General features: G+C 38.7%; 24 protein-coding genes. 19 read left to right on the plus strand and 5 right to left on the minus strand.

Going from position 1 to position 25,733, the window contains the following annotated elements:
• Positions 1-119 precede the first annotated feature (119 nt).
• Complete coding sequence (locus tag IEE83_RS09725) at positions 120-527, plus strand: EthD family reductase (protein WP_194120393.1); 408 nt, start codon at positions 120-122, stop codon at positions 525-527.
• 50 nt (positions 528-577) lie between these two features.
• On the plus strand, positions 578-1,012 hold the full coding sequence (locus IEE83_RS09730; protein ID WP_194120394.1) for a nuclear transport factor 2 family protein: 435 nt from the start codon (positions 578-580) through the stop codon (positions 1,010-1,012).
• 198 nt (positions 1,013-1,210) lie between these two features.
• Here IEE83_RS09730 and IEE83_RS09735 read toward each other — a convergent pair whose 3' ends face one another.
• Entirely contained in the window at positions 1,211-3,469 is a 2,259-nt protein-coding gene (locus IEE83_RS09735) for a M56 family metallopeptidase (RefSeq protein ID WP_194120395.1), read from the minus strand.
• A 12-nt stretch (positions 3,470-3,481) separates the two neighbouring features.
• Complete coding sequence (locus IEE83_RS09740; RefSeq protein ID WP_194120396.1) at positions 3,482-3,847, minus strand: BlaI/MecI/CopY family transcriptional regulator; 366 nt, start codon at positions 3,845-3,847, stop codon at positions 3,482-3,484.
• Between the two features lie 536 nt (positions 3,848-4,383).
• Between IEE83_RS09740 and IEE83_RS09745 the strand changes: the two genes are divergently transcribed.
• The 3 genes from IEE83_RS09745 (at position 4,384) to IEE83_RS09755 (ending at position 9,018) form a co-directional block, all read left to right on the plus strand.
• Complete coding sequence (locus IEE83_RS09745) at positions 4,384-5,409, plus strand: ligand-binding sensor domain-containing protein (RefSeq protein ID WP_194120397.1); 1,026 nt, start codon at positions 4,384-4,386, stop codon at positions 5,407-5,409.
• Positions 5,410-6,381: 972 nt separating this feature from the next.
• Positions 6,382-8,124: a serine hydrolase gene (locus IEE83_RS09750; protein WP_194120398.1), complete on the plus strand. Its 1,743-nt coding sequence runs from the start codon at positions 6,382-6,384 to the stop codon at positions 8,122-8,124.
• Positions 8,125-8,451: 327 nt separating this feature from the next.
• Positions 8,452-9,018, plus strand: a complete 567-nt coding sequence (locus tag IEE83_RS09755) for a hypothetical protein (RefSeq protein ID WP_194120399.1) — start codon at positions 8,452-8,454, stop codon at positions 9,016-9,018.
• A gap of 373 nt (positions 9,019-9,391) precedes the next feature.
• Here IEE83_RS09755 and IEE83_RS09760 read toward each other — a convergent pair whose 3' ends face one another.
• Together IEE83_RS09760 and IEE83_RS09765 are read right to left on the minus strand one after the other, a co-directional pair.
• On the minus strand, positions 9,392-10,474 hold the full coding sequence (locus tag IEE83_RS09760) for a tail fiber domain-containing protein (RefSeq protein WP_228101753.1): 1,083 nt from the start codon (positions 10,472-10,474) through the stop codon (positions 9,392-9,394).
• 19 nt (positions 10,475-10,493) lie between these two features.
• A complete protein-coding gene (locus tag IEE83_RS09765; protein ID WP_194120400.1) occupies positions 10,494-11,471 on the minus strand; it encodes a T9SS type A sorting domain-containing protein in 978 nt (325 codons plus the stop codon).
• Positions 11,472-11,796: 325 nt separating this feature from the next.
• On the opposite strand from IEE83_RS09765, the gene IEE83_RS09770 reads away from it, so the two are divergent.
• The 14 genes from IEE83_RS09770 (at position 11,797) to IEE83_RS09835 (ending at position 25,270) form a co-directional block, all read left to right on the plus strand.
• Positions 11,797-12,258: a hypothetical protein gene (locus IEE83_RS09770; protein ID WP_194120401.1), complete on the plus strand. Its 462-nt coding sequence runs from the start codon at positions 11,797-11,799 to the stop codon at positions 12,256-12,258.
• A gap of 1,545 nt (positions 12,259-13,803) precedes the next feature.
• Positions 13,804-14,367 (plus strand): hypothetical protein, encoded by a 564-nt coding sequence (locus tag IEE83_RS09775; RefSeq protein ID WP_194120402.1) that lies wholly within the window; start codon positions 13,804-13,806, stop codon positions 14,365-14,367.
• A gap of 298 nt (positions 14,368-14,665) precedes the next feature.
• On the plus strand, positions 14,666-15,388 hold the full coding sequence (locus tag IEE83_RS09780; RefSeq protein ID WP_194120403.1) for a hypothetical protein: 723 nt from the start codon (positions 14,666-14,668) through the stop codon (positions 15,386-15,388).
• A gap of 216 nt (positions 15,389-15,604) precedes the next feature.
• Positions 15,605-16,186, plus strand: a complete 582-nt coding sequence (locus IEE83_RS09785; protein ID WP_194120404.1) for a helix-turn-helix domain-containing protein — start codon at positions 15,605-15,607, stop codon at positions 16,184-16,186.
• Positions 16,187-16,579: 393 nt separating this feature from the next.
• Positions 16,580-17,089 carry an RNA polymerase sigma factor gene (locus IEE83_RS09790; RefSeq protein WP_194120405.1) on the plus strand — a complete coding sequence of 170 codons (510 nt, stop codon included), beginning with the start codon at positions 16,580-16,582 and terminating at the stop codon, positions 17,087-17,089.
• 11 nt (positions 17,090-17,100) lie between these two features.
• Positions 17,101-17,676, plus strand: coding sequence for a hypothetical protein (locus IEE83_RS09795; RefSeq protein ID WP_194120406.1), 576 nt, complete (start codon positions 17,101-17,103; stop codon positions 17,674-17,676).
• A 9-nt stretch (positions 17,677-17,685) separates the two neighbouring features.
• The gene (locus IEE83_RS09800) at positions 17,686-18,597 is read left to right on the plus strand and encodes a hypothetical protein (RefSeq protein WP_194120407.1); all 912 of its coding nucleotides are present in this window, start codon (positions 17,686-17,688) and stop codon (positions 18,595-18,597) included.
• 157 nt (positions 18,598-18,754) lie between these two features.
• Complete coding sequence (locus tag IEE83_RS09805; RefSeq protein ID WP_194120408.1) at positions 18,755-19,060, plus strand: hypothetical protein; 306 nt, start codon at positions 18,755-18,757, stop codon at positions 19,058-19,060.
• Between the two features lie 361 nt (positions 19,061-19,421).
• Positions 19,422-19,613: a hypothetical protein gene (locus IEE83_RS09810; protein WP_194120409.1), complete on the plus strand. Its 192-nt coding sequence runs from the start codon at positions 19,422-19,424 to the stop codon at positions 19,611-19,613.
• A 278-nt stretch (positions 19,614-19,891) separates the two neighbouring features.
• Positions 19,892-21,004 (plus strand): hypothetical protein, encoded by a 1,113-nt coding sequence (locus IEE83_RS09815; protein WP_194120410.1) that lies wholly within the window; start codon positions 19,892-19,894, stop codon positions 21,002-21,004.
• 264 nt (positions 21,005-21,268) lie between these two features.
• Positions 21,269-21,514 carry a hypothetical protein gene (locus tag IEE83_RS09820; RefSeq protein WP_194120411.1) on the plus strand — a complete coding sequence of 82 codons (246 nt, stop codon included), beginning with the start codon at positions 21,269-21,271 and terminating at the stop codon, positions 21,512-21,514.
• A 217-nt stretch (positions 21,515-21,731) separates the two neighbouring features.
• Positions 21,732-22,472, plus strand: a complete 741-nt coding sequence (locus IEE83_RS09825) for a hypothetical protein (protein ID WP_194120412.1) — start codon at positions 21,732-21,734, stop codon at positions 22,470-22,472.
• A gap of 439 nt (positions 22,473-22,911) precedes the next feature.
• The gene (locus tag IEE83_RS09830; RefSeq protein WP_194120413.1) at positions 22,912-24,549 is read left to right on the plus strand and encodes an ABC-F family ATP-binding cassette domain-containing protein; all 1,638 of its coding nucleotides are present in this window, start codon (positions 22,912-22,914) and stop codon (positions 24,547-24,549) included.
• Between the two features lie 175 nt (positions 24,550-24,724).
• Positions 24,725-25,270 (plus strand): hypothetical protein, encoded by a 546-nt coding sequence (locus tag IEE83_RS09835; RefSeq protein WP_194120414.1) that lies wholly within the window; start codon positions 24,725-24,727, stop codon positions 25,268-25,270.
• A 62-nt stretch (positions 25,271-25,332) separates the two neighbouring features.
• Here the strand turns inward: IEE83_RS09835 and IEE83_RS09840 are convergent, their stop codons facing one another.
• Positions 25,333-25,575 (minus strand): hypothetical protein, encoded by a 243-nt coding sequence (locus IEE83_RS09840; protein ID WP_194120415.1) that lies wholly within the window; start codon positions 25,573-25,575, stop codon positions 25,333-25,335.
• Between the last annotated feature and the right edge of the window lie 158 nt (positions 25,576-25,733).

Below are 25,733 nucleotides of genomic sequence, written 5' to 3' on the forward strand. Positions count from 1 at the left end.
TCTCATTCTACATGTTCTCTTTTCTTAAAGCAGTAGTAGTTTTGAAGGGATTTACAAGAAGAGTAGGAAGTTAATTTTGTGCGCCAAATCGAAGATTTTATCCTTTAAATCAAGTAGATATGACATTCAAACTGATTGTAACGTTTGTTCTTTTAACTACTGGTTTTGCTGCGCTTAGTCAGGGAAAGCCCACCACAGCTGTTGTTGAAAAAGGTATTATAAAAGTTGCCATCATGTATCCGTATGCTGAAGGTAAAACCTTTAATATGGAGTACTACGAAACCAGACATATGCCGATGGTGGCCGGGTTTTTAGGACCAAATTTGGTTAAATACACAATCGAAAAGGGGCTTGCCAATGGCGTTCCTAACCAACCGCTGCCTTTTATGGCAATCGGCACATTTTATGTACAAAGTTTAAGTGACTATCAAGCGGCTATTGGGCCCAAAAGAGATTCCATTCGTGCCGATTTTTCCAATTATACCAACATTAGTCCTGTCATTTTTGTAAGTGAGGTGGTCAAATAAAGAAGGATGGTGCAGTCCTTAGTTGTTGGTAGTCAATATAATATATGCTTATGAAAGGTAAATCAGGGTTCACAGAGATCAAAGAATTTTTCGAAATTTACCAAACCTCTGCTTGGAATAAGGATACAATGGCAATGATCAATCTTTACGATGAACAGGTCATTGTATTTGATATGTGGGATCGGGGCTATGAATTAAACGCCTTGGCATGGTTTAAAATTATTGAAGACTGGCTTGGTTCCTTAAACGAAGAGAATGTAAAAGTTGAATTTGAAATGGTACAGATTCATCAGTCAGATAAAATAGGTTTTGCCAGCGCTTTGATTCAATTCCAAGCCATCTCAGATAATGGTGCCATTTTACGAAGTATGAAGAATCGGATAACACTTGGATTTTCAAAATTTGAATACGGCTGGAAGGTGATTCATCAGCATACGTCAGCTCCAGTCAGTTCTGATAGACTCACCGCCATTCTGGATATCTAATTGGCTTAATGACGGGTTGATTACGCATTCATTCTCCACTCATTCTGATACGGTTTAATAATAGAACCAGAAAACAGAATGCTCACCAGCACAATTGTTGTTTTTATAATGAAGAATTTAACAGAAAAGTCTGTTGCGGGCAGTCCGCAACAGACTTTTCTGTTAATTAATCTGGCTGCAATGCATCCGGATAATACTTTATTCTTTTAATGATTCAATGGCCTGGTTGTGGATTTTGAGTGAAATGTATTTATCAATACTGGTAAAATCGTATCCCTTTTTCTTGGCAGCCTGAATAAACGTTCCGTCAATCGCGTGAATTTTAGCTTCTATTGCTTTTTCGATGGTCAGACCAGGCAAGCCCGCTTCTTTAAGTCCTTTAACGAAAGATGCATCTACCCCATGAATCCGCGCATTTCTGATTTCATCAAAGCTTACATTTGTAAATCCCAAAGCCCGGAGTTCTTTGATTGAACCAGCATCCAGTCCATGTATTTTAGCTTCCAGGGCCTGTTGAAGCGTTATATTTTTCAAGCCGGCCGATTGAAGTTCCTGAATGTAAGTGGGAGTAACCCCATGAATGTTCAGCTCTATCATTTTAGTAAGGTTCAGATCTGCAAAGCCCAATGCCTTCAATTCTTTCACTGAGTTTGGGTTGACATCGTGTATTTTGGCCTCGATTACTTTATCCAGGGAAAGGTTGGCCAGGCCTGCGTCTTTTAAATGCTGTACGTAACCAGGCTCAATGCCATGAATTTTAGCCTCAATTATTTTTTTCATACTAAGTCCGGAAAAGCCCATCTTTTCCATTTGTTGTACATACTGCTGATCGACGCCATGTATTTTTGCTTCAATTATTTCGGACATTGAAGGCTTTTTGTGGTTGTATTGTTCAAATAAAGCAATATACCCCTGGAATTCGGTAAGGCCGATGTCGTGAATGGCAATTTCCAGCAGCCGCTGCCCATCGAGCGTCTGATAATGGCTTTTTAGGAATTCTAAATATTGACGGTTCACGTCCGCAAAGAACAAAAAGAGTACAAGATTCTTCTCCTGGGAGGGCGTACTATTGGCAGCTAAGTAGTTTGCAAAATCTTTGTTTTCTGTGAAAGTATATTTTCCCTGGCTTACTTCGGCCAACAGGTTTCCGTTTAATTGCATCGTACCAGCATCTTTTGTCAATACAAAACTGTTATCTCCGGTTTTTTTAAAACTATCTTTCCGAAAACACCGACTCATATTCCATTGAGAGTTGCCCTGGCTGCCTTTAAATTCCAGACAATAATTCTCTTTGTCTTGATGGCTGTACCAGTAACCGGATGACATATCGGTTTTGGAATCCGTGTAATTCCCAATGCTGGATTCATCACGGGCATTAGGCTGCTTTTCACTTTGCGGATTTGCTTTTTGTAGCGGGTCAGCGGATTCTACGGGCAAAGGGTTGTTTTGAATGTTATTGCCGGACATTTCCCTGCTGGAAGCAGGTTTATTAAGCAGCAGCAGCGTTCCAAAAAACACCGGCACCAGAAAGCTGTATTTCCAGTACGCATGCGGAGTAGATCTTTTTGCGTTCATCATCATAATTCTTTGTTTAAGTACAGATTGATTATAATTGGTTGTAATAGAAAGTGGTCTGTTCGGCACGGCGATTTGAAGCAGATTCAGTTGGTATTGTTGTTTGTTCACCTGCACTTTCTCCACCATAAAGGCATCGGTTTGATACTCGTTATTCTTTTCTATTTCTTTTTTCAGTAACCAGATAAAGGGATTGAACCATAGTAATATAGCGGCAATTTCAGCCAGCAGCAGATCAAGACTGTGGTAAAGCCGGGCATGTATTTTCTCGTGGGAAATGATGTGCTCATAGGTCTCAAAATCGTAAACATCTGGGTAGATGAAAACAAAGTTGAAGAAAGAACAAGGTGCTTGCGGCTGTGTCGCATTTACAATTACGATGGTACCATCCTGAATTTTATCAGCAGATTGTCTAATCCTGTACAGAATATTGCCCAGCTGGACTAACAGGCTTCCGCTGAAAACAGCCACTCCAAACAGATAAAGGGTAAAAAGCCAAAAACCAAAGCTGTATTCTGTTGTCGCAATGGGTTGCTGGCTGGCTTCTTGCGGCAAGGCTGGATCCTGATAAATCAACTTTGACGCAGCAACAGACGGGTTAGCGGAAGTATGCTGAACGGAACGCTCCGCAGCCAACTGCCTTGCATTTACCCTTGCACTGTTTTCCTCAGTTGAGCTATTCTGCGGCAATACGGTGGCCAAATAGCCTTGATGGTTGATAAGCGCGGGCAAGCTCAAAAAGGGCAAAGTAAAAGTCAGGACAAGGCAGCCAATCAGGTAAATTCTGTTGGCGGTAAAGAAGCTTTCCCGTTGGAGAAAGATCTTATAAAATAAAAAAGCGACTGCTGTAATAATAGAAGCTTTGTATAGAAACTCGTTCATAACAAATGAGTTTTAAGATGATTTTTGCGATTTTATGACTTGTATCAGCTCGTCTAATTCCTGATCGGACAAGTTTTCCTCCTTTGCGAAATGTGTTATCATTTTAGTCAGGGAGTTACCAAAGTATTTTTGTTTTATGGTGGCTACGTCCTGCTCCCTGTATTCGGCCAGGGTTACAACCGGCGAATACCGATACGTATTTCCTATTTTCTCAGCGCTTAAAAAGCCCTTATCCGTTAGGATTTTGACCATGGTTGCCACCGAGTTGTAGTGCGGCTGGGGAGCGGGAAGCTGCTCAATGATATCCTTGATAAAGGCATGCTGGAGCTGCCAGACTACCTGCATGATTTGCTCTTCTCTTTTTCCTAATTTTAGCATAATAGCTTTTTTTATTCAATACTACTAATCGATTAGGAGTATTCCTAATTCATTAGGAATTATTTATTTTTCGGAAGAAAAAAGGATTTTTTGGTTAAATTTTAAAGCCGGTTGGTCTTTTAGTAATTGTTTCACGTCGAATTTGGAAGGATGCCCAGAGCAGAATCGTAATGACCCAAAAAAGCCACTGTATCAACAAAGCAAGTTGGAATAAAGAAGTAGTCGTCCCAGGTAGCTTTACTGATGATAAAATGGCTGAACGGACTGCGTCCTAAAATTTGCAGCTTAATATATTTGCTTAATCTGAAGGAAGTTGCTTTAATAAAACCATTCTTGGTTAACACAAAATACATAAGAAAACATGTGGATTGAACAACATTTTTGAACCATAGGTCAACCATTTAGTAGCAAAAATTCCAGGCAGCCGGCAAAAAGTGGTTTGTATGCTTCATCAATTCATTAACAGACTATTAACTAAAGCACTTTACAAAAAATAGTAAGTTTGTTATAACGGATTGGTACTAAACAAAAGAACAATGAAATACGCACCCGTCTATGTGTTGTTGGTGATAGCTGTTTTTTACAATTCCTGTCAAGGACAAAACAAAACTGACCTGCCAAAGGCTACTACCAATTCAGAAACCGATATCACTTCCCGCGAATTTAGCAGCGTCACTCGTACGATCACGCAAGACCGAAAGGGTAATATGTGGATTGCCACATTTGGTGGTGTTTTTCGGTACGATGGAAAATCGTTTACCAATATCACCAGTCAAGTGAGCTCAGCCCCTTTCTTTTCTGTTTTGGAAGACCGAAAAGGAAATTTTTGGTTTAGTTCGGTTGGATCAGGGGTTTATTATTACGATCCCAGACAGGCAGACGGCAAAGCCTTTCAAAATTTTACAACCAGGGATGGCCTTGCCAGTAATCAGGTTACTTATATTTATGAAGATAAAACCGGTGCCGTTTGGTTTAGTACTGTAAGCGGAGCAAGCAGGTACGATGGGAAATCCTTTCGGAACTATCTGATGAATGAAGACTTTGAAGGATTTCGCCCCAATGACCATAATGAAGTTAATTCGATTATTGAAGACAAAACGGGAAAATTCTGGTTTGGCACCAAGGGCCGTGCCTGCAAGTATGATGGAAAAACATTTACCGTTATAACCCATGATGGCAAACCTTTTACAAATGTTCGTTCGATCATCGAAGATAAAAAGGGGGCTGTTTGGCTGGGTGGCAGTGATGGGCTTTGGCGCTATGATGGCGGCACATTTACCAATTTGACACAGGATTTTGTTGGTTATATCATCGAAGATAAAAAAGGAAATATCTGGACCAGTTCACGAAATGTTAAGGACGGAAGTTGGATACTTTCCTGTTATGATGAAAATTCGTTGTCATCTGAAAAGCCCGCAGTAAAGGAAATAAGGCCAAATTTAGGAATGATTTTCGGGATATCGGAAGCGAATGATGGCAGTATTTGGTTCGGTTCCGGTGGAGTATATCGGTATGATGGAAATACCATTACCGACTTTAAAAAGAAAGAGGATCAGAAATGATGTACATAATTTTCTCTTCAAACTTCGATGCAAGCTGGGACTTTTTGAGACATCCGGCGGAGAATTACTGTTTCATGATCTAGGAATATGATGAGACTATTTCATTCAAACCAAAGTTCCTTTTTCGACTGTCGGATCATTATTTTACTTTGACACCCGTCTACCAAAATTAATCGACCTGATTTTAGATTTATCTTAAAATAATAGGTTTCCTGCCCTTTTAAGATTTTTAGATTAAAAGCAGGCATGAATAAAATGGGTGGTTAAAAAAAATCTTTTGTATTATACCGGATCAGGATAGAGTTGGTGTCTAACCTTTGGGATTTATACAACTTTGCAAGTCTGGTTACAGTATCCGACTGGATGGTTAAATTATTAACTAACAGATTGTCATTCACAAAAAGTGAGACGGTATCATTCCTAAAACAAGAGCCAAATATGATTGAGAACGATACCTTTTTGTCAATCTTTTCAGGGTGGGTGATCCTTCCAGCACATCCAAAAACCATAAAAAGCAGACATATCTGGTATTTCATAACGAATATCAACAACTTGAAAACAGTAGGACAGGGTGTTTTTTCATTAAAATGTTAGTGTATAGTTACGACAGATCTCGCTTGTGTTCAATATTCCTGATTTAACCTTACAACAAATCGGTATATAGGTACTTAAAAATAGTTGTATTTGAGAGATATATTATGAAGAAGTATTCTTTCAAAAAATCAACGTTTGTGCAAGACAGTTACATAGGAAACATTTTGAATAATATCCCCAACTTCCTGGGGAGCGAAAATTCGTAGCAGTCCGTAAAAGTGGCTTTTACATTTCGTTGACCTTCTTTTACAGGTCATTAACGCACGAAAACATAGAAACTTTTAGCTTTGCGGCCACCGCTGTGGTGGAAATCCTTAAAAATAAAAAAGGAAATTAATTTAACATTTAAGATAAATGACCATTCCAATTAGACCATCCATGAAAAATCAACCTCTCTTTCTGATTCTTTTCTTTCTACTAGTTGCATTTCACGTTCAGGCGGATGATCTGGACGATTTTATCCGGAGCCAAATGCAGAAGCGCGGCATTCCCGGTTTGTCCCTGGCTATCATTCAGGACGGAAAAATCCTGAAGGCTCGGTCATACGGATTTATTGATAAGAATGGAAAGGTGCCTGTTACGACGAACACCTTGTTTCAGGCAGGCTCGGTTAGTAAATCGGTTGCGGCCATAGGCGCTCTGTATCTTGTTGAACAGAATAAACTTGTTCTGGATGAGAATGTGAACGTAAAACTTACAAGTTGGAAAGTTCCTGATAATGAATTTACAACTGACAAAAAGGTTACACTGCGCGGAATACTCAGTCATACTACCGGTCTTACAGTGCACGGATTCCCAGGGTACGCTGTGGGCGCGAAGATCCCTTCGGTAGCTCAGATTCTGGATGGGACAGCCCCGGCCAATACACCACCGGTTCGCGTAGACTTTGTTCCGGGCTCCCGTTGGAGGTATTCAGGCGGCGGTTATACCGTTATGCAGCAACTGATAGTGGATGTGACCGGCACTGTTTTTCCGGAGTTCATGAAAAACAATGTGCTTTCGCCACTGGGTATGAAAAACAGTACCTACCAGCAACCCTTACCTCCGGAACTGGCAAAATTGACGGCAACCGGTCACTACAACAATCGAAGTTTAGTGGAAGGCCGCTGGCATATTTATCCTGAGATGGCAGCAGCGGGATTGTGGACTACGCCGTCCGACCTGGCCCGATTCGCGATCAGTATTCAGAATGCCTATGCTGGAAAATCAGGGGGTGTATTATCCCGTTACATGACCCGCCAAATGTTGACAGATCAGAAAAACAGGGATGGACTTGGTGTTTTTTTGCAGGGTGACAGTACTACACTACGCTTCAGTCACAGTGGGCGCGACGAGGGTTTTGATGCTTTACTTACCGCTAGCGTGGACAAAGGACAAGGAATTGTGATCATGATCAATGCGAATGACAACTCGCATATGATGGGCAGAATTGTTGATTTTATCGCTGACTATTACCATTGGAACGGGTTTCCGGTAAAGACCGCTAAACCGATCGCGGTGGATGTGGATTCCAAAACTTTAACGGCTTTCGAAGGTCGATATGAATTATTTAACAATCGAATTATCACTTTTGAAGCTGATAATCAGCGACTCTACACCCTGGAAGATGGTTTTGTTGATGAAGAATTTGTGCCCGTCGCTAACAATAAGTTTACATCGACTGACCGCAATATTTCTGTGACCTTCAATCCCGACGCTAATGGAAAAGTAACTGGCTTCACGCTTCAGGACAATGATCAACATTATGAGCGAACAGTACCACGTATTGGGCCGCTTGCCCATGCACATAAAGCCAATGCCGATCATGATCCTTCACGCACTCCCAAAATCATAGCTGCTTTGCAGGCTATGGTAAAAGGTGGTAAAATATTGGAAGAAGCATCAGGCATAACCTTGGGAGCCAAACGCGATTTTGCAGGAGGCATGCGAGAGCCGGAAACGTTGAAATCATTAACTTTTATTCATTCAGAAAACGTCGCAGGCCGGGGAATTAAACGCCATGACAGCGACGTGAGCGAAATTATAACTTATCAATTAAAGTCCAATCAACCGGACATCTATATACTTGTCCATCTGACCTCCGATGGGTTAGTGACAGATTGCGATCTCGTTGAAAAATAGAAGCTATTTGAAACAAATTATGCAGAAATGTTCGAAATATGGCTATTCCTTAAAAGCCAGCCTCCGCTTTACAAGATTTGGGTTGACTCTAATCGATGTCATATACTTAATTAGCCCTATTTGATTGAGTTTTTAGGGTACCCAAACAACTTTTACATTTCGTTGACATTCTTTTACAGGTAATTAAAAGCCTACGAGTTAGAAACTTGTAGTTTTGTGGCTTACCGCACTGGTGGCCACCCCTGTGGTTGAAATTCTTGAAAACAAAAAGAACTCCTTAAAGGATCCGATTTATCAGGATATCTATCTATTTAAACTTACAAAAACATGAAAAAAATCGTTTATGCGGTAATTTTACCGCTGGTTGTGGTAAGCGGACTGGTATTTGCCAATCGTGAAATTGAAAATGAGGCTTCTAAAAAGTCAACCTCAAAGCCACTCTCTGCTGCTGAAAGAAAAGCTGCATTGAAAAAATGGGAGGCTACCCCTGACGGTATAAAGTACAAGAAATGGGAGGCGTCTCCCGAAGGAAGAAAAGTCTTTGCCGGTGAAGCGAAAATAAGGAGGGATTTAAGCGCTTTTTCCAATATGGAGGCTGTCGTAACCTCGCTTTCTCTTCCGCCAGGCTCACGATTAGGTTTCGGAATGATGGTCAGAATTAATGGGGATGATTATATTCTTAGTTTTGGGCCAGAAAAGTTTGACCAGAACTTTTTGAACTCTAATAATGAATTTAAGCAATTGCACAGCCTGAAAGTTAACGACAAGATAATTATTAGAAGCCATAACGTATCGCACGCGCCGAAATATTCATATCCAATAGTGTCAGGCGACTATGTAGAACAAGACGGTAACATAATTTATAAACGTGCCCCTCGCAAAGGCGGTTGCTGAGTGAATTATTGAATAATGCTTAATTCCTAACGGTTGTTTTTTAAGATTGATAGCGGAGAATTACAATTTTAAGAAATCATGGTTTCCGTGTAATTTGAAACTGTCTGATTTTAAGTACATATATAAGATGATGCGAAAAATATACATTAGTCTTTAAGAAAAGTTTCAGATTTTACCAAAGACAAGGAGAGCAATTGAAATTGCCGTATTGTGGTAAATAGTTGGAAGTTTTATAAACTACAATTATTATATAAACTACTGAATCTCTCAGGGACTAATGTATATCTCACTTTCCTCTGTATCTAACTGAAGTCGTGTAAGATTTTGCGTAGGGCTGGCTATTCGTTCAGCCCCGCAATTCTTTAATTATTCTTTATTTCGATATCGTTGAAATGGTGCCTGAGGCCATTAATGTGGAAAGCTGATTTTCAAATTGCTGCATTTTCGCTTTAAGGATCTCAGTTTCAGCTTTTATTGACGCCTCTGCTTGTTTCAGGTTTTTGTTCTCTGATTTTAAAGCTTCAACTTCTTTGATTAAAGCCTGAATTGCAATCAGGTTTACACCATCGAAATCGGCCTGATTAATAGATTTACCTTCACCGATTATCCCCAACTCGTCGTGCCCAAAGGCTGCAAAAAAGTCCTGAGCCATTGGGCCGTAATGACGGTCTCGCTTGACGTCCTGTCCCTTATAATTCCAGCTTCCCAGCCGCATTCCGCTAATCTTTTTGAGAAACAGTGGCCCATCGGTGGCACGAAAGTTTTCTTTCCGTGTTGAGTCGGATATCACGGACCATGCATTGCCATTGGGAAAGAGCTGTACACCGGATGGTAAGTTATCCTGACGTGCGCTCGACGTATACAAAAAATAGCCACCGGCAAAATGCATCATCATCTGGTTGTTGGCTGTGGTGCTGTAATAGGAACCCAAACTACTGCTAGCATCTCCAATAATAAATGACCCTATATGATCTGCATAAACAGAAGAACCCATAGCCGTTGATAAGTCTCCGCTGGCAGTTGTATTATTACCTGTGGCAGTTGAAAATAACCCGCTTGCCTGCGTGTTAAACCCCGTAGCAGTTGAATAATCCCCATTTGCTTTGGTATCTTGACCACTGGCGAAGGAATAACGGCCGACATTCGCTTTGTCCCAATTAGTATATGTGTTTTCGCTATTAGAGATCCCGCCTGCGCGAAAGGCACCGACGTTTGCATACCAGATCATTTTTGGAGAGGTTCTTGGTATCTGTGATTGTACACCCGCCGTATCGGCTCCAAATAGCACTGTTTTTCCTTCCAGAACGTTTAAAAAGGCTTTGGGTTCTGTTAAACCTATCCCAACCTGCGCCTGGGCCTGCAATGAAATAAGTAGCAGCATGAGTAGTGCTGCCAGATGATTTAATGACTTAAGACGCATTTCAGCCTGAAAATGTGCTGTATATAAATTTTGCATTTTTGATAAGTTAAAATAATTATTGTTTGATGACTTTAATTGCTGCTGTACTGCCATCGTTCAAAAGCAGTTGTACTACGTACAGACCGGCAGAAAAATCCTTCATATTGATTTCTTTGGACAGCGGTTTTTTGTGAAACTCTAAAAGAGTGGTTCCTTGAGCATTTAAAAGTTTGACAGTGGCAATGTCCTCCCAGTGATCCATGCTGATCCCGACTTTCTCAACGGCAGGATTAGGGAAGAGAGCGGCCTGGTAAGATTGCTCAAAATGGAGCTCACGGATTGTGCTGTATGCATATGATTGATCTTTATCCACCATTTTTAGCCGGTAGTAGTTAGCACCTGCTGCAGGCAAACCGTGCGAAAAATCATAATGTTTCAAGCCACTGCTCTGATTGGCTGCCGTGATTTTTGAAAGCGTTTTCCAGTCTTTGGCATTACTGCTGTGCTCCACGTTAAAATAGTCACTGTTCGACTCGTAAGTAGTTGACCAGTTAAGATTGGCAACTGATCCTTCCTTTTTAGCTGTAAATTCTAATAGAGTTACCGGAAGAGGCCCTGTCTGTGCTGCTGTTACGGCACTAAATGTAATTGGAGCTTGAAGATCATTATAGATGTAATGTGTAGTCGTATTGACGACGCTGCCAGCTATGGTAACAAGCGCTGAATTTTGGTAAACGATCTGCAGCATCGTTTCAGTATTCCCATTGAGCTCTGAGGTACGATAGAACTGTCCGAGCCGGCCCACAAAAGAAACCGGAGAATCAAAAGAGTACACGCGTGCAATACTGGGAGGAATTCCTGATAGTGCCGTTGGAGAGATTGTCAGTGTCTTATTCTCGATACTGAAAGCTGCCATCGGCCGGAATGTGAGCCCATTGATAGAAACGTCCGTACCTACTGAAGCGTAAAAGCCCTCTGCTCCTGTGCTAAATTGAGCCGTGACATTGAAAGAACATAATAGGGCCAGCTGGCAAAAGAGTAAATAACGCTTCATAAAATGAATTGAAAAATAAAATGATGGAAGAAAATGTAGATAAAACTCGGGGCCAAAGGTATGGATTTGTAGAAATAATTTTACGATTGAGTATGATTTTAGCCTTAATCGTTATAAATACATCAACTACGTCGTGAAAATTGCTAGTTAAGCCTATTTAGAAAGGACCGGTTCGAATGAAATTGTATAGGCAAAATTTATTCAGCGAATACAATACTTCCAAATTAAGTAATAAGATTTACAGACGGTAATTTTAAAAATCACTTTTAGCGAAGTTCTTTGTTGCAAATAAGGTTTACTCCCTTTTATTAAAATTCGATAAAGTATGGAGACGCAAGAAGATCAAAATAGGCGGAAACCAGGGATATGGTTTTTCCTTATGATGTTTGGATTAGGGCCATCTTTGCTTTTAATCACGTGTGGAATGTATCGTGATTCTGCCTGGAAAGATAAAATGTCAACCCGTAGTCCGACGGTTTGCATGAAAATTGCATATGGTACCAAGGGGGCTGGAACGGTGAAATATCCTGACAATATTTATGCTGAGTACCAGGGCAAAACTTACAAATTTGAAATGGGAAGAAAGTATTATCGAAGTTTGCTTGGCGTTGATACTATTCAGGTTTACTATGACAAGGGCAGTGACAGAGCCTTTCTTTTAGGATCAGATAATGTCCGACATTTTGCTGTGTTGTATTTTTTGCTTGGCGGAATCGGAATTGCAGTAACCATTGGAAGTATTTGGGAATTTATCAAGCTTATTCTAGCTGGCCACGGAAGAGAATAGTCGTTCAAAAGTTGGATTTTTCATTATCTCATAAAATTTCATGAATATTAACAAAAGATATAAAGTTAAGCCGAAGCGGTTGAGTGATTTTTATGGCGTTGTGCCTTGCTCGTTGGATTTTGGATATTGAGATAATCGAATAAGCCATCGACTTTCTGATCTGCGTGAACTGGCAACGGATAAGCTACATGAATTTGAAAGTCGTCCTCAAAAGCAGAGTTAAAAGAATTATTTCAAAGTGAGAATTGAAACGACTATTGGTTCCGTTTCTGGCATTCAATACAAGTGAAGCCGACTTATTGGGCTGAGAGAACCTATGATGATGGATTTGGGTTGTGAGGGTCTTCGCGTCATAAGTGCTTTGATGATTATTATTAAAGATATTGGAGGTAAAAAAACCTCCTCACTCAGCAGCCCGTATTATAGGAGGGAGGGTCGAATATGGATTAGGGGAAATTCGGGAAAACATGAATTGAAGAAAGAAAGCGGTTACATAACCATATTTATATTTGACCATCTTATTAAAAAAGGTTTCCTTGGACAGAAATTGTATAAAAACAAATGGCACATAAAAAGCAATTTTCAATTGTTGAATTGGAGCAATAGAAGGGTAATTATAAGTAGCACAGGCCTCTCAAAATGGATAATCATCAGGCTAACTCGCAGTGACTTAATATGAGGATAAGCAAAGAGCTGCCTATATTTTTTAAGTCAAAGACTTTTGAAAGTTTATGAAAGCATTTGTAATTTTTCCTACAATTTGTGTTTTCCTTCTGGCATTGGTAACTTTTAAGTTGGGCATACAAGACAAACCTCGAACAAGATTGCTTTTTTCGATTTTTGCGACGGCGCTAATCGGAGGTGATATGACATGGTATTCTGTATACTTTTTTAGATTTCTTTTCTATGCATATTTTATTGGAGTATTAGTTTGTATCGCTAGTTTAACCTTTTTGGGAAATCAATTATTGAGTAAAAGTCAGGACAAAGGGGTGAATTGGATCCGTCTGTTGGGACTTGGTATCCTTTCAACGATAGTGACAATAGTTATAGCTGGATACTTATTTTTGATTTCCTGTATATATAATCCCATGGACCCAGCGGCAAATAAAAATCCCGCGGAAACGATACGTAACTAATTGGCCGGTCGTAACAAATGTTTAAACAAAGAAGAACCGGTTTAGGTTGATGTTATATAATATCAAAAAACGAAGACTAATTTTATTTAAATAGTTTCAAACAATATTCTATATGATTTTTGAAGCAAGTACAGACAGTTTTTGGTGTTATTGTATAGTTGGTTATTTCTTGGAGATTATATCTCGCTTTATGTAATTGGGGGGTACGCAGCGACGGAAATTCTTGGTCCTTTGGCCTGGGCCTAGCTTGGGTTTTGATTGCTGCAATGCAATAAGTGATAAATTTGTAAGAAGACGAATTAAGTTTATGAGAATTACTGTACTATTTCCGGTAGTAATGTTGCTAACATTTAGTTGCAATGAGGATAATTACCTGAAAAATGTTTCCATTAAACCAACGATATAATTGGTTAGTGACACAATGTTTCTTAAATGGAATTTAAAAAATTCTACTGATAGTAATCTTATTGTTCCTACTTTGTTTACATTCCGTCGTCTGGACGGTGAAGACCATAAAGCTTATACTTTTAAGGAAGACACTCCTATAGGTTTGATGAAAATAGTTACAGTTCCTTACAGGTATTTGAGGCAAATACCTGATTTTAAATTGGATTATTCACTTCATACCCAGGCTAAAAATATCCATAATGGTCTTTCTTTAGAAACATTTGTTGAGAACTTTTATCAATATATAACTAATCGCAAAGACTGTCCTCAGATTATTTTTTTAAAAGCACATTCAGAAAAGCAGTTGATATTCATATTTAAGCAAGGGATAAAGGGTAAATATAGATGTGGATATGAGTCGAAAGGATCTGTTGATAAAAGAGATTTACCGATTTGGGGCGATTCTTTGGTTAAAAGAGGAGTTCCCTTGTTTCAACAGCAGATAGGTCATCATATCAAAACGTATACTTTTGAATACGGAAAATTTGATGATGATTCAATTGAAATTGATCTAAATATCTGAGAAATCGTCATTCGCTTGGACTTTAAACGGCGAAATGAAAGTGTGTTTAAATGATAGTAACAATAGTATTAAGCCTGTGTGATACGGAGCTTAATATAGCTGAGTCATCAAGCTTGCCTGACTTGTTACTTAGTGTTATTGGGTCATTTAGAATTTTATGTCTTTTAATTTAAAAGGAGTGAATCAAAATAAGGATGAGACAGATATGATAAAGCTGATTCATTTTAGTCACCTTCGCATAGGGGAATGAATTAGTTACCTGGGATAATGTACCGACTCAGATGACAAACCACCGCAAATGAATGTTTTTCAAAAAATATTGGGGATAATTTTTCCGCCATACAAGTTTGCTGTTCTTCGCAGGGAACAGGGCCAACTTTTTACTGCAATTATTTCTGTTCTACCTGAAAGCATGGCCTCGATTAAGGAAGTGGCCCTTTCCGGGAAATTTTTTGGATTTAGTGAATGGAAAGAATATCCGGACTTCAAGTTTTGTGAGGTGAGTTATTCTCAAACACAATGGACTAGCGGGAATAAGAGGGGAGAGAATTTTAAAATTTTAGGATTTCAGCTTTATTCAAGTCGTACAAATCAATTTGAGGATATTGAGATTTTAGTAAAAAACAATTTGGTGAATGGGTTGAAGATCACTAATTCTGAATATTACCTAAGTGAATTTGGTACCCTTAAGTTTAAATCAGATAGCATCCATAAACTGGATTTTCAGTTTATGCCTGAAAAAATTGATCTTTTTTATAATTCGTTAGATTTAAATATCAAACAGAGAATTATGCCAAGTGATCTTTTTGAAATTGAGTTCAATGGTCGTGTCTATTATGCGTTTAATGACTTGGAAGATGGAAACTATTTAGCAGTTAATGAAAGGTTAGAAGTTTATTCGTTGGTTCATGATTCGAAACCTATGGCGAAAAAACAGAATGTCAGCTTTGATAAAATATTGTCAGACTTACAAACTAATAAGTTTGATAAGCAGCATTTCAAAGACCGTTATTTAGGTTGAGGATATCGTCATTTTTCTCAATAAACGACAGAACAAACACTATTAAAAAACCAGATTTATGACCTTTCCTATATAGATATAAAGAACACATGGATAATTCAATCCACCATTTTAACTACATTATATCTCAGAATGCACAGTTTCGTATAAATGCCGTAAAAACGCCGCAATCAAATCACTCAGGAATCTCTACATTTGGTTCAAAAAATTTTACAAATGAGCAGATTAACCACCTCCGATCAAATCCGGACTTTGCGTAAAAACAAAGGACTATCACAGGAAGCACTGGCAGTAAATGCAGGAATCAATCTGCGTACTTTGCAGCGCATTGAAACTGGTAATGTAGAACCGAGAGGAGAAACCTTACGAATGCTGGCACAAGCCCTGAATGTTACAATTGAAGAGCTGCTGCCTGTTGACACTCCGCTTTCTCCATCGATTGAGGAAGATCCTGGTTTCTTAAAACTTATGAATCTTTCTGCATTAGTATTCTGGTTTATTCCGCTAGGCAACATCTTTATTCCGCTGGCGCTCTGGATTTACAGAAAAAACCAAATTCAAGGTGTAAGAGAGCTCGGCAAACGCATTGTCAACTTCCAGATTACCTGGTCTCTAATCACCTATGGGCTGGCATACTTTAGTGTATTTGGCGGCAAGATTCAGATCAATACTTCTACGATGTTATTTATAATGCTGGCACTGTTTGCAGGCAATACTATTTTTATCATTTTTACAAACAGCAAGATAACACGGGGCGACGAGGACGTTTATCCATATAGCCTGAAGCTGATTAGCTAGCAGCTCAACTTATTCAGATGATTCAAGCCGGAATCTTTTGGTTTTTTTATATCCAGTATCGAATAAGAATTAAATAACTCATTAAGCTACTGCATTTAACCGCTTCTGCTTTTAACGCAGTAAACAAAAATTTAAAATAAATCTTCTGCATACAACCATTCTGCTCTTTTTAAGCCACCTTACTCACATCAGGTTAAAAACCAACTTTGCAGTCGACTTGCTTTTTAGTCGATCAGAAATCGGAGGCAAGTAAAATCCAAAAAGCCACAGACGAGTCAAAAAAACCTTACTTGCAATTGCTTAACGAGAAGTAGGTGTAAATTTTTTTCAAACTCCATACAACCATTCCCTCCTTAACTTGCCTCTTTACTATAAAACACCTAAACCCTTCCTATGACGACGGAGGCAGAATTGATAACGGGTTGCCTATTACACGACAGAACAGCACAGCGGCTTTTGTATGACCTTTACAAAAACGCTATGTACACACTTGCTTACCGGATTACAGGTGATTACGATGATGCCAATGATGTGTTGCAGGATTCGTTTATGGAGGTTTTTCGTCACCTGGACCAGTTTCGGGGAGAAGCAAAACTGGGGGCCTGGATCAAACAGATTGTTGTGCGCAAATCCACCAAAAAGAAGCGGATTGTTATCTGGCAAAATGTGGAAGAGGAAACGGCAGAAAGTATTAACTGGGGAGAAATAGATATCAATGTGGCACATCTGCAAACAGCGATTCTGGCTTTACCCGATGGTTTCAGGACCATATTTGTACTGGCCGAAATTGAAGGTTACACACACCGGGAAATAGCGGTGATGCTCAACATTTCGGAAGGTACATCCAAATCGCAGCTGTTTCACGCGAAGAGGAAATTAAGAAGCATGTTAACCCAGAGATGAATTTGAAGAATATGGAACATCATAATAATAATTTAAAGGACGCATTGGCAAAACTTCCCTCTTTTCAGCCAGCTGATTTTATCTGGACTGAAATCGAAAGGAATCTTAATGAAGAACCTTTGCAGAATGCTTTAAAAAATCTTCCAACGCAGGAGCCACAGGATTTTATTTGGGAGAATATCGAAAACAAAATTGGCAGAACATACAGCAGAAATAATGTTTGGTGGTATGCAGCAGCCGTTTTGCTGGCAACCGGATTTACCGGATTTTTATACAAATCCAATAAGGCGGATTCTAAAATTTCATACTCGCAGGAAGTTATTGATATCCGTTTGCAAACTAAATCTGAACCTGTTACTGATCAGCAGTACGAAAAACTGGTTTCCTACTGTGAGGCGGAAACGGTTGTTTGTAAAGACGAAAATTTCAGGCGTTTAAAGCAGGAATATGAGACGCTACGTTCGGCAACCCAGCAGTTGCAAAAGGCGATGGGGAGTTATAATACAGAGCCGGAATTGACCCGTCAGTTTAGTATTGTGGAACAGGAAAAGACAGAGGTTTTGAATGAAATGGCTAAGATGATTTAGGACAAAATTATGAAACCGAAAGACAAAAATATTTTTCAGAAAATACCGCTTTTTACAATCCTCCTCTATTGGGTTGTTTCAAATGGTTTTCAATGGGCTGAGGCGCAAAATGTGTTGCAGGTTGCTACCAAAGCTATTGAAAAAACCGTGGCAGCCCCTGCTATACGCACACTTCACATCAATGCAGAAAAAGCCGATATAGAGCTGATTGCCTGGGATAAAACGGAAATTTCCATTGTGATGGAGCTTTCGGCAAGACATCCCGACAAAATAACGGCGACGAATGATCTGGCCAAGCTACAATACATCGCCGACCGCAGCGGTAAGGATTATTTTCTGAGAAATTACATTTTGCTCAAAGAAGGAGAGAGCAAACCGCTGTCCAACCTGAAAGCGCGGTATACCATCCATCTGCCGGCATCCTGCGCAATTGATTTGAAAAATACTTTTGGGACAATTCAGATGAAAGGACTAACAAACAATCTGAAACTGAACGCGGATTTTTGCACGACTACACTATTAAATATCAAAGGAATCGGATTGTTGGAAACCACTTTTGGAGAACTGAGGGGGATTGAAATTTCGGGAAACTTTACCTTCACCAGTGATCACACGAACCTTCGTCTTGAAAATATCGGCGGAGCAGTGAAAATGAATACTTTGTATGGAAATGTAGACATACAGCCATCTTCCGGCTTGACAAGTCTAGCGATACAATCCAAAAAGGCTGTGGTGACAATGTTTTCAAAGAACTGGCAGCAATTTGATTACGACATCAATAGCGCTTACACAACGATGAAACTTCCGAACGGTTTCAAATGGAAACGAAATACCAGCGATTTTAAAGACGCTTTCTTTTCTAAAAACCAGATTGCCAACGTGCAGATCAGTGCAGAATTTGGAAATCTGACCATAAAATAATGCCGCTTGCCCAAACTATTAGCCATGAAAAAAATTATCCTTTGCTCTCTAATAAAACGTGAGGGACAACCGGGCGACAATTTAAAAAATGAGCTACAAAAAATTAATTCAAAATTTTTCGGGATATCTAATCGCAATTGCACTAATTTTCTTATTCATGATAATTTCAAATTTATCCTTTTTCTGGCCGAACAATAACCTGAACCATACTGAATCCCAATATCAGTCAGGCATCATTAAAATCCAGCAATATTTATTCCATCTCAACAACGGATGCAGACGCGGTGAGTTTGATGTAGCCCAGAATACATTTCTGGATCTTCAACACCACTGGCAGCGACAGGATGTAATTGCCAAGTCCTTGCGCATTCCGGCCTTTTCTGCAACAAGCTATTTTCCTTCAGATAGTCTGGCAACATTGGAAGGTTATTTAAACCAGCTGTATGAATCTTCAGGCCAATAATTTGATCCTGATTTTATTTTTAAAGAGATCGGAAGGATCACAGATAAGGTTGACAGGATGCAGCCTGCCAAATAAAATATCCGAATATACAGCTTAGCGTTTCAACGATCTGATCAATTTCTGCGGACAATTAAATTTCCATTATTTAGTGGAACCGGATGATTTCTAAAAGACTTTTCATGACCAATAATGCGTCGTATAATACTTATGGTTATCATTTATAATGACAGTCGCCTCTTCGATGGGAACGCCGCTCAAAAGGAGTTGAATTTAAAATCGGAATTCGTTTTGACAGTTTCTAAAAAATAACTCTCAGCAATTTCGCTGGCAGCTAACCCAAAATAATAACAAACCTGGCAGGATGGACGCTTTGAAGCCAAAGAGACATTTTGAAGGATCCTGGGTTTTCAGTGTTCATTATGGCTATGGAAGAAAAAATGTATTCACGGCAGTTGATAAAACGCTTGATTATACATTTCAATACTACAATATTAGTGGTTTAACCCCTTTCACGTTCGTTCCTTCCATTACTTATAATCTGGTGATTAAATAATTTTTGCTCCATACAACCAAATCCACCCGAAACTACCTCTTTGCAAAAGGAATGATTAAATAATTTTTATGAACACTTATTATTCATTTGCGTTTCGTCGTAGTGTGTCTTTTTTTATAAAGTCAAAACTGCCAGGATGGTTAACAGCCATCTTTACAGCCTTTATTTCCTGTATATTTTCATCTGGATTTGCCCAGGACAGTACTACAATCAGGTATAGTTTAGATCTGGATACGTTAACTGAGCAACGGTTCATAGATAGATATGAAAACGTGTTTATGACGAAAATTCCTACCCGGCATATGTTTAAAATAGGGATATCACAGTATTATCAACCCATTCAGTTTTCTCTGCTTGATGATAAGATATTTAATAATTCCTCTTTAACGCTCGGCTATGAGTTCAAGTTTTTACCCTCTGTTTCTGCCGCAGTATCTGCCCACCTGCCGTTTTATTCTGCCGAAATTCCAGGGAAGTATGTATCAAAAAGTATAGTTTACGATGCCCAGCTCCGGTGGTTTTTTGATATGAAAAAAAGGATTCGTAAAGGGCAAAGTGCAAATAATTTCAGTGGAAACTACCTGGCAATAAATTATACGCTTCCTGGTACCCATGTTATTTGGGAAAACGAACCAACCATTGGTCTGAAAGCAGGTTTTCAGCGCCGTCTCCTTAATTCTGGATTTGTTGATTATGCATTCGCGCTTCAGCAGAGAAGTCTGAGTTTTCGGTATGGCTTATTTTATTTCTGGCAATTTTCCACTCAGATAAGTTATGGATTCGCTTTTGGAGATTGGAAAAGAGCCAGAAAACACCCTTTGTGTGATGTGCTGCTTTGCGATGAAAATATTCAGCACCAGTGGAAATACAAAATTCCGGAAATCACTTTGGGCTATCATTTGTACCGGGTAAGACTTGGAGCAGCCTATGAGCATAAGATCAAATCATCTCCCTTCTCATTGAATTTTCAGTATGATTTTAATATCACCAAGGGTTATTCGTATGTCAAACAACCTGCCAACTACATGGCTTATGATACCTATGGATCGGATAATACAAAGGAGTTATCACAATTTTTCACATTTCAGCCCAGATATTATTTTTTGCAAAAACGAAATCAAATGGCCGGCAGGGGAGGGAATGGATTATCGGGGATTTATACAGGAATAAATGCGGAGCTAGGTGTTTACTTCGGAAAACATAATATTTTTAACGATTTGAAGTTTAGACGTAATACCCTTTATACCGGTGCACTTTTCGGTTTTCAACAACGACTATTTCGTCATGGATACGTTGATTTTAATACCTCATACAATTTTAAACATGAGTTTCGTCAATCTGAAAATTCCAGTGGATTCAGAGGAAATCTTGGGTTAGGTTTTGCATTTTAATACTATGGTTCATAGATAATTGTCCTTTGTCATAAGCACCGGCTAGTTTCCAAGCAGATGAAGTTCGACAATTACGTCGATGCTTTCTTCTTCAATATATTTTTCTCTTTGGTCTCTGAGAACACAATCTATAAAATTGATATAAGTAATAATTTATTAACCAAAATACCTGTTATTATAGATAGCTTATAGACAAATTTGGAGCGATAAAACAATATCGTTAACCAATTCAATATTTTAATTCTAAGATCACTAAATAGTTGAATGAAAATTATTCCTGATAAATTATTGATTGTTCGTGAGGAAGATGAACACGCTTTTCATACTGGCAGAATATCTGATCGTTATCAATTTTGGGGATACAATACATTTGCATTTGAATCAGGAGCAATAGGTATTCCCCAAAATTGGGAAAATTTAAGAAAGGAGTATATAGTGCTGAATCTTTTCGATGTTGAGGATAACATTTATCAACTGAGTTTTGGTACGATGGATTTACGAGCGAATTGAATTCGGCGTTAATTCCTGAAAAAATAGAAGGATGGTTACGGCAAAAAAGGAAAGTATGTTTTTACAAACATTGAGGTAGAATTATTTAACGGAATCGTTTTTGGGTTGATTCCGGATTTTCAAAACCAATCCAGTGAATTAATGCCAAGTTCAACTATCAGTTTTATAGATCCTTGGGATGGAGAGTACTTCACTTAAATGAATCGAAATAAGGCGATTGGAAAATGGTACAATTAAAAAGACAAAGTGGTCTCAAAAAGCGAATATGATGTGGGAAGAATTAAAAGTATATCAACAATTAGACAAGAAAGAAATTAATGCCTCCTTCAAAAAATTTGGTTTGAAAATCCTGTCGGAGCTTGAAGACTATAAAATAGACCAAACAAGTTCAATGATTAAACTATATAGAAATGTGAACCAACTTGAACAAGCTGTGTTTATCGAAAAATTAACTGGTTCTTATAATTTAAAAGTACTGACTTGCATAAAACCTGCCGATTTATACTTACACCACAAGTTCACGATGATAAATATCGTGTCGCTTGGTGACATTATGACCAACCATCGCAGAACATCTTATCCTTTGACACAGGAATGGCAGGATCTGGCAACATTTATTGCAGACAGAATTAAAATTGAAATTGAAAATTATTTTAGCAAGTATGATTCGTTCGACAAAATAATTTCTAACAGAAAGGATATTGAACCAAAAAATTCAGGGCTTGACAATAAATATGAACTTCTAATTTATGCAGCGATTAGGACAAAGAATAAAACTTTATTGGATTTTTACATTGACAAAAAATTAAGCAGACCTGTCATGCAAATCAGCAAAAGTGAGTATCTAAAGCCTGAAAATCGACAAATAGATGAGGTTGAATTTCTAAGCAAAATAAAAAAGTTGGCGTATGAAAATGACTTTGATGGCATTGAAGCCCTAATCACTAACATTGTTTAGACAAAAGATTTGCTGCTTTGAGGAGTTTATTTTTTATGGGCTGCCGAACAAATTTTTATATTTAATTTATCAAGTGGCTCTAAGTAGTAATTAGGCTATGAAAATTCTTCCACCACATTATGTCTTAAAGCGTTACTTGCAAGCCAAAACGATATACATCCTCATAGCGCTTATTTTTTATCAACTACAAGTTCAAAAATTTCTGAAAGATCTGGCATCAGTAAGTATTCGGGAAATTAGAGTTATAGTCCGAGCTGATTACACAAAGTTGGTTTGTACATAATCATTTTGTGTATTCTTGTGCGAACTATCCGCTGACAAAGCAACATACCATTTACAACTTTATAAACCTTCAAAATATGCAGAAAAGTCAAAAGTTGACTTTTTTCGTTTCTTTCAATAGTTTAATTGTAGCTTTGCGGCTTCAAAAAATGAGAAGATGATTACAGTTGAAAATTTAGCCGTTGAATTTAGCGGTTCTGTCCTTTTTAGCGAAGTTTCCTTCGTTATTAATCCTACTGATAAAATTGCCCTTATGGGTAAAAATGGAGCGGGTAAATCCACAATGATGAAAATTATTGCTGGTGAACAAAAAGCGAATCGAGGCCATGTACGTGCACCTAAGGACGCCGTTATTGCTTATTTGCCGCAGCATTTACTTACCGAAGATAACTGTACCGTTTTCGAAGAAGCAGCCAAAGCATTCAAGCAGGTTTTTGAAATGCGTGCCGAGATGGAAAAACTGAATCTTGCGCTTGAAACCCGCACAGATTACGATAGTGATGAGTACATGGCGATCATCGAGCAGGTTACCGAAATAGGTGAAAAATATTACCAGCTGGAAGAAGTTAATTATGACGCCGAGGTTGAAAAAGCCCTGAAAGGATTAGGATTCAGGCCTGAGGATTTTCAAAGACAAACCAAGGAATTCAGTGGAGGATGGCGCATGCGTATTGAGCTTGCCAAAATATTATTGCAAAAGCCAGACCTTATTTTACTCGATGAGCCTACCAACCATATTGACATTGAGTCGGTGATGTGGCTGGAAGATTTTTTAGTGAATAAGGCCAATGCAGTAATGGTTATTTCTCACGACCGTGCCTTCATCGACAATATCACCAACCGTACGATTGAAGTGACCATGGGACGGATTTTTGACTATAAAGCCAACTATTCCCATTACTTGGTGTTGCGTGAGGAGCGCAGGTCACATCAGATTAAGGCCTATCAGGAACAGCAGAAAATGATTGCTGATAATATGCAATTCATTGAACGTTTCCGCGGAACGTATTCCAAAACCAACCAGGTTTCCTCGCGCGAACGCATGTTAGAGAAACTGGAAATTATTGAAATTGATGAAATTGATAATTCAGCCCTGAAACTTCGTTTTCCGCCTTCGCCGCGCTCAGGGGATTATCCTGTTACCGTGAAAGATGTCTCTAAATCCTACGGAGACCATGTCGTATTTAAAAATGCGAGCATGACTATTTCAAGAGGAGAAAAGGTGTCGTTTGTAGGTCGAAATGGAGAAGGTAAATCGACGATGATCAAGGCTATCATGGGCCAGATCGATGTTGACGGGACCTGTCAGCTTGGCCACAATGTCAAGGTTGGCTATTTTGCGCAAAACCAGGCATCGTTACTGGATCCTAACCTTACCATTTTTCAAACTGTGGACGAGGTAGCAGAAGGAGATGTAAGAACCCAGATCAAAAATATCTTGGGAGCCTTCATGTTTCAGGGTGAGGATATCGACAAGAAAGTAAGTGTACTGTCGGGTGGAGAAAAAACGCGTCTTGCCATGGTGAAGCTTTTGTTGGAACCTGTAAACCTTTTGATTCTTGATGAACCAACCAACCACCTGGATTTAAAGTCAAAAGATGTTTTGAAAGAAGCGCTTCGAAACTTTGATGGCACGTTGGTACTGGTATCTCATGATCGCGACTTTTTACAGGGCTTATCCCAAAAAGTTTTTGAGTTTAAAGACAAACGTGTAATCGAGCATTTTGAAACGATTGATGCTTTTCTGGAACGTAACCGGATAAAAAGTATAGCGGATCTTCAACTTGCCAAATAGACAATGATTATAGCCTGATAATTGAAAGTTAATTGATTGTCAGGTATATAAGGTTTTGTTTTTATGTGGTTGGTCAGTGAAATGCAGTTATGACCTTGTTCAAAAACTGGAAAGCAAAAAAAAGCAGGTGAACTAATAAAACCTTACAGTAATTAGTTTTCGTTTACAATACTGTATGAATGAAACCGAGATCAAATCGCTGGTTTATGATTTCTATCCAAGAAATCTTACTTCATATGACGAAGGATACTACGAATCGAAGGAGTATCTTTTAAGAAAGCAATATTGTTCCCAGGCCAGGTCGGACAATAAGCGCTGGGAGGATTTTAAAGGTCAATTTCCTGAATTAAAAATCAATTTGTTTGATGGGCAAACGGCCAACTATTCTTTTTTAGGCAGTGTTCCATCATACGAATTTGCATTTAGTATCAGACCGGAAGGTTATCCTAATAAATGGGTGGTAATCTCTATATTTGTTAGTGTAATAGCGAAATATTGGTCTTACCATATCGCTGATATTTTTTTGGATAAACAGCCTGAGATCAGATATAATCTGGTTTACAAAGAGGAAAAAGATTGCATTTTAAAGACTGGAAACCTGATAGAAATTAATTTTCTGGAATATCAAATGTTAACCCCGGACATTCATCAAATGGTTATTGATGATATAGCCACCGACTTTACCGAAAGCCCTACGATTTTTCAGGCTTTATTTTATTAATTAATTTGCACAGCAAGACCAGTATTGAAAATCGATTATTTCAACGGATGAAGCATTTGGGGTTATTCTTCCAGATTTAGCAATTGCTTTTTCAATTCTGCGATATTGTTTTGATGCCTGGAAATCTTTTCTTTTGCCTCATTTGGATCAGTAGTATTTTTAAAAGCCACGGACTGACCTAAGGGATTCTGAATCTTACTTAACATCGCCATCGCCTTCTGGGCATCTAAGGTCTGTTTGAGCATGTTGATTTCAGCCTCTTCCAACTCAATATCATATTCAAGCTCTTTTCTTGATTTACTCATAAGAATTTTTTTTAGCCTGGTTATACTACGAATAGAATATAATTTTATTATTAAAATTTGTACTTTATTCTGCCTCATAAGTAAAGTTCGCTCAAAAATCGGTTTGAGTTAATAATAGCAATAAGGCTTGCTGCAAGCCGGCTGATTATCATCTTTTC

Source organism: Dyadobacter subterraneus, from assembly GCF_015221875.1.
Lineage (GTDB): Bacteria > Bacteroidota > Bacteroidia > Cytophagales > Spirosomataceae > Dyadobacter > Dyadobacter subterraneus.